This is a genomic window from Bradyrhizobium sp. INPA03-11B (assembly GCF_040446015.1).
GTDB classification, from domain to species: domain Bacteria; phylum Pseudomonadota; class Alphaproteobacteria; order Rhizobiales; family Xanthobacteraceae; genus Bradyrhizobium; species Bradyrhizobium macuxiense_A.
In genome coordinates, this window is sequence record NZ_JASGSR010000229.1 from 1 (window position 1) to 5,714 (window position 5,714).

Annotated in this window: 5 protein-coding genes and 1 pseudogene; 5 read left to right on the forward strand and 1 reads right to left on the reverse strand. The window is 59.5% G+C overall.

Annotated elements, in window-relative coordinates; genetic code table 11:
- A partial coding sequence (locus QMZ05_RS40230) for an FAD-linked oxidase C-terminal domain-containing protein (protein ID WP_353704214.1) occupies positions 1 to 65 on the forward strand: 65 nt, incomplete at its 5' end.
- 427 nt (positions 66 to 492) lie between these two features.
- Here the strand turns inward: QMZ05_RS40230 and QMZ05_RS40235 are convergent.
- On the reverse strand, positions 493 to 2,052 hold the full coding sequence (locus QMZ05_RS40235) for an aldehyde dehydrogenase family protein (protein ID WP_353705794.1): 1,560 nt from the start codon (positions 2,050 to 2,052) through the stop codon (positions 493 to 495).
- Positions 2,053 to 2,500: 448 nt separating this feature from the next.
- On the opposite strand from QMZ05_RS40235, the pseudogene QMZ05_RS40240 reads away from it, so the two are divergent.
- The 4 genes and pseudogenes from QMZ05_RS40240 to QMZ05_RS40255 all read left to right on the forward strand — a co-directional run bounded on the left by QMZ05_RS40240 (position 2,501) and on the right by QMZ05_RS40255 (position 5,493).
- Positions 2,501 to 2,758 (forward strand): annotated as a pseudogene (locus QMZ05_RS40240) (serine dehydratase beta chain).
- Between the two features lie 313 nt (positions 2,759 to 3,071).
- The gene (locus QMZ05_RS40245) at positions 3,072 to 3,494 is read left to right on the forward strand and encodes a transposase (protein WP_353705795.1); all 423 of its coding nucleotides are present in this window, start codon (positions 3,072 to 3,074) and stop codon (positions 3,492 to 3,494) included.
- A complete protein-coding gene (gene tnpB / locus QMZ05_RS40250) occupies positions 3,491 to 3,844 on the forward strand; it encodes an IS66 family insertion sequence element accessory protein TnpB (protein ID WP_353705796.1) in 354 nt (117 codons plus the stop codon). The genes QMZ05_RS40245 and tnpB overlap by 4 nt, the downstream gene beginning before the upstream one ends.
- Positions 3,845 to 3,912: 68 nt before the next feature.
- Positions 3,913 to 5,493: an IS66 family transposase gene (locus QMZ05_RS40255; RefSeq protein ID WP_353705797.1), complete on the forward strand. Its 1,581-nt coding sequence runs from the start codon at positions 3,913 to 3,915 to the stop codon at positions 5,491 to 5,493.
- The last annotated feature ends 221 nt before the right edge of the window (positions 5,494 to 5,714 follow it).

Consider the following 5,714-nt stretch of genomic DNA (forward strand, 5'->3'; position numbering starts at 1 on the left):
AACGCGTAAAACAGGCTCTCGACCCTAACAACATTCTTAATCCCGGAAAGATATTCAGGGTATAGAATCCCTCACCAGGGACGTGGCCTATCGGACCTTGAACCGCGCTCGCCGCCCCGACTTTTGTCGATGAAGCAGGGCTTCTCAGTGCTGAGCGACCTGGATATAGCGTGCAACCGACCCTTTCCCGATTGCGGGCACACATCAGCATTGCATCTTGGTCACTATCGCTTCCCGATCTTCCTAAACGTTTGTCAGACGACAGAACGATGCTTCAATCCGCAGCATGCCGGCGTGACCGATCCTAAGAGGCGGCGCTGGGATTCTTCACGAGGAGCTGTCCAATCAACCGCGAGGCATCCGATCGTGCAACAAAAGAAAACCTAAGGGACTTCCGACGCGCTCCTACACTCCAAGTTTCCGACGCCACGCAGCTTCGACAAATGGGCCAGCAGCCGAGAAACAAGAAATGGCCCCTGCTTTCATCGCCCACTATACAACGTCAAACTTGATATCCTGGGCAACCGGCATCGCGCGTCCATAGTTGATGCTGTTTGTCGCTCGACGCATATAGGCTTTCCACGCATCAGACCCCGATTCTCGCCCGCCGCCGGTCTCCTTGTCGCCACCAAACGCGCCGCCAATTTCTCCGCCCGATGGGCCGACGTTGACGTTGGCTATACCGCAATCAGATCCGCGCGCGGACAGGAAAACTTCGGCTTCGCGCAAATCGTTTGTAAAGATTGAGGACGAAAGACCCTGCGGTACGGCGTTATTCAGTTCGAGGACGGCGTCAAAGTCATTGTACTTCATGACATAGAGGATGGGCGCGAAGGTCTCGTGTTCAACCGGGCCGTTCTGCGCAGTCATCTCGACCAGCGCCGGACGGACATAGTAGGCATCGCTCGCTTCCTCCATGGCTACACGCTCGCCACCGTGAACCGTGCCACCGGCCGCTATTGCAGTTTCAAGTGCACTTTGCATGCTGCGAAACGCCGCTGCGTCAATCAGCGGACCGACCAGCGTGCTGGCATCGAGTGGATTGCCGATCGCGACCGATGCGTAGGCGCGTTTCAGGTGTGGTACCAAGGTGTCGTAGACGGCTTCGTGTACAAACAGGCGACGCAAGGTCGTGCAGCGTTGACCCGCCGTTCCCATTGCAGCAAAAGCGACGCAACGTAGCGTCAAATCGAGGTCCGCAGTCGGCGCAACGATTGCGGCGCTGTTGCCGCCGAGCTCAAGAATCGCACGGGCGAAGCGCTTGGCGAGTCCCAGTCCAACGGCGCGTCCCATCTCAGTCGAGCCCGTGGCCGACACCACTGGAACATTTCGATGGTTGACGAGGACTTCTCCGATCTCCCGGCGGCCAAACAGTACAGTCGAGAGTCCTTCAGGCGCAGCCCCACCGCCTTCATTGAAGCGTTTCAAGGCACGTTCAAGCAGCGCCTGCGTGGCTAACGCCGTCAATGGCGTCTTCTCTGACGGCTTCCAGACGATGCTGTTGCCGCACACGAGAGCGAGCGCCGCATTTAGCGCCCAAACCGAGATGGGGTAATTAAACGATGAAATGATCCCGGTGACGCCGAGCGGATGCCAACTTTCCATCAACCGATTCTCGTTACGTTCGGACGCGATTGTGAGTCCGTAGAGCTGGCGCGAGAGACCCAGCGCGAAATCACAGATGTCGATCATTTCTTGAACTTCGCCAACACCTTCCGAGCAAATTTTACCGACCTCAATCGAAACCAGTCGGCCAAGAGCTTCTTTGTTGGCTCGGAATTCTTCGCCGAGCAGACGCACCAGTTCGCCACGCTTTGGCGCAGGTACTAGTCTCCACTCACGAAAGGCTGTATCTGCCGCTTCGATTTCCGCGACGGCGCTGCTGACGCCTGTTTCTTGGACCTGTCCGATAATCTCACCGGTAATGGGCGTCCGCACCTCGAACGTTCCTTCCGTGTAGCGGGCTCGGGGCACGCCCAATTCGGTGAGTAGCCTATCGACTTCGCCGGCAAGTTCGAGCTTATGCGCTTGCACTTTCCTTGAAACGGACATGGTGGCCCTATTCAGAGTCCAATCGTGAGTTTTTGATCGCTGTGGCTCGGGCTCAACAACAGACGTGAACCCTACCAAGCAGCAGACGATGATCTATAGGGCGAGTTGACGCGAGAAGAACGCGTAGATTGCACCGCCATTGCAGTAATCCTGCAAAGATGGGGTCTCTCTCTCATTCAAGCCGCATCCAGCTCACATGTGTGAGCAGCCGCCCGGTCCATAGCTGCGGCCGGAAAACGGTGCGCGTCGCAAATTCCACACATTTCCAATCGTTCATTGATCCTCCATCAAAGAAGTGAGTTTGATGGGCGCAAACTCAGATCGCCGAAACGGCAGCAGCGCATGATGCGTTTTGCTTTGCCTGAAGATTGGAGTAGCCGTGCCTGTCAGCGTCTTTGAGTTTTTCAAGATTGGCATTGGACCGTGGAGCTCCCATACTGTCGGTCCAATGGTCGCGGCGCGGCGCTTCCTGTAGGAAGCAGAAACTCGAGGCGTATTCCATCGGATTACCGAGGTGACGGTGGAATTATTCGGTTCGCGTTCTCTTGCGGGCCGAGGGCATACGACGGATCGCGCCATCTTCGTTGGACTGCTCGGCGAGCAGCCGGATACGATAGAGGTGGAAAAGGCCATAGGTCAGGTTGAGGAGATTCGGCGCTGCGGTTGTCAGCCCCCGCTCGGAGTGCGCGCTATCGAATTTCGGTAACATACTCACCTGCTTTTTTACCAGAACGGACGCTTGCCGTATCATCCGAACGGATTGGGCTTTTGCGCCCGTGATGCATCTCGGGCGATCTTTACCGCCGTGATTACTATTCGGTTGGCGGCGGGTGTGTGATCGCCGAAGATGACATACGCAATCAATCGAACACATTGACGGAGTTGCCTTACTCCTACCGCTCCGCTCAGGAGTTGCTCGCGATCGCCGCCTCGCACGGAGATAAGCGCTAAGCCGATACCCTGGGTTCCGGGTTAGGTTAGGTGTGCGAAGAAGCCTCCGGGTTTGAACGGAGGTTTGGATGGGATTGGACAGCAAAAAGGACGTCCATTTGGACGGCTCGTCGGTTGGGTCGATCAGCCGGCTTGAAGTGCTAGAGGGACCGTCGGGGCGTCGCGTACGTTCGGAGGCTGAGCGTGCTTGGATCGTCGCCGAAAGTCTGCTGCCCGGCGCTCAGGTGGCGGAGGTGGCGCGCAAGCACGGGGCGACGCGCTGGCAGATTTACGATTGGCGACGACGCTTTCGCCGGCGAGGCGAATTGCCGTCGTGCGAGGCTCTGCAGCCGCCGTTTGCGCCGCTGGTCGTGGAAGGGCCGTTAGAAGAGCATCACGTTCCGGCGATCAAGCTCGAGATTGCGATTGGCGATGTCGTCGTGCGGACGGACGCAGCGATAGATGGGGAGCAACTGTCTCAGGTGATCCGCGCGGTGCGAGCGTCACGATGATTGTACCTGGCGCCGAGCTGAAGATTTATATCGCGACGCGGCCTGTCGACTTCCGCTGTGGCCACGATGGGCTTGCTGCGAAAGTGCAGGAGATGCTTGGTCTCGACCCGTTCAGCGGTGCAGCCTTCGTGTTCCGGTCGAAACGAGCGGACCGGATCAAGATTCTGGTCTGGGATCGAACGGGCCTGGTGTTGGTGCACAAACGCCTCGAGGGCTGCAAGTTCGTGTGGCCAAAGATTGCGGACGGCGTGATGCGGATATCGCCGGCGATGTTCGCGGCGTTGTTTGAGGGCCTGGATTGGCGGTTGGTTCGCCCGGAGGAAGCGCGGCGTCCACAGGTCGCTGGATAACTGCGGCAGAATGACTCGGAGCCGAGTTGGGCATGGCGCCGGCGGCGGTGATGTGCTCGAGATGGCGCATGAGCACCGCGACGCTTCGCGACGAGAATGAACGCCTGAAGGCGCTCTTGGCGCAAACGCAAGCAGCGTTGAGCGAGCATCAAGCGGCGCTGGCGACGTCGGAAGAAGCGCGGCGTCGGTTGGAGGTCATTCTCGGTGAACTACGCCGGGAGAAGTTCGGAGCGAAGTCCGAGAAGCTGCGGCCAGATCAATATCACTTGCCGCTCGAAGACGTGGAGATCGCGCAAGGCGTCCTGGACGCGGCGCAGGAGAAGGCGGCGGCGATCATCAGGGGCCGATCACGCGCCGGATCGGATCAAGACCATCATCGCAATCGGGGTTACCTGCCGGCCCATTTGCCCCAGGTGGAGCGGATCATCGAGCCTGCGAGCACGTTCTGTCCGTGCGGTTGCGGCGCGATGACGAAGATCGGCGAGGACGTCAGCAAACGCCTTGACGTGATCCCGGCACAATGGCGGGTTTTGGTCACGCGCCGCCCGAAATACGTCTGCCGTCGCTGCTCGGGCGCTGTCGTACAGGCCCATGCGCCGGACCATGTCGTGCCCGGCGGGCTGCCGACCGAAGCGGCCATTGCGCACGTGATCGTCTCCAAGTTCGGCGACCATACGCCGTTTTACCGTCAGGCCGAGATCTATGCGCGACAAGGGATCCGGCTCGACCGGGCTACGCTGGGCAACTGGTCAGGCCGCGCCTGCTTCCATCTCCAGCCCGTTGGGGATCATATGCGCCGCCATCTGGCCACGGCGGATCGCCTGTTCATGGACGAAACCACAGCGCCGGTGCTCGATCCCGGGCGCGGCGAGACGAAGAAGGGCTACTTCTGGGCGATCGCCTCCGACGATCGCGGCCATAGCGGCCCAAGTCCACCGATCGTGCTGTTCCGCTATGCAGCCGGACGCAGCGGCGCTTTTGCCGAGCAGTTCCTGGCGGGCTTTAACGGGCGCTTCCTGCAATGCGACGGCTATGATCGGCTCTCGGAGCTGGCTCGACCACAAGGGCCGTGGACACTCGTGCATTGCTGGAGCCATCTGCGCCGGCGCTTCGTCAAATTGGTACGCAACAGCAAGTCGCCGATCGCTGAGGCAGCAGTCCGGCAGATCGCACAACTTTACGCCATTGAAGCCACGGTCCGCGGTCTATCCCCGGACATCCGGCTGGCCGCGCGCAAGGAGCATTCGCTGCCCATCGTTGGCGCGTTGAAGCCATGGTTCGAGAAGCAGCTGTCGATGATCTCAAGTGGCTCGACGCTCGCCGAGGACATCCGCTACGCACTCAATCACTGGCCGGGACTGACACGCTTCCTCGATGACGGGCGTCTCGAGCTCGACACCAATCCGGTTGAAAACGCGATCCGGCCGATCTGCTTGACCAGGAAAAACGCGCTCTTTGCTGGTCATGAGGTCGGGGCCGAAAATTGGGCCTTGCTCGCATCCATCGTAGCGACCTGCAAGCTCAATGACGTCAACCCGGTCGCTTACATCGCCGAAACGCTCGAGGCGATCATCGCCGGCCATCCCCAAAGCAGAATCGAAGACCTCATGCCATGGTGGTTCCGCAAAACGTCAAGCCAGCATCAATAGGGTTGCGGCTAAGCGCTTACGCACGGAGTGCGAATCGATGAGATCGTTCTAGCTAATGAAGGGGCGCGCGTCGCCCGATCGACGAGGTAGCGCGGGGCTAGACCGGATTTGGAGTGCAATGCGCGCATCAATCGATCGCGGGCTGCACCAGGAGGCCGAATTGACTGGCGCCTTCCATGTTAGACGCCGCGCTCCGAAACGTTATCGGCAACTGTTTGAGG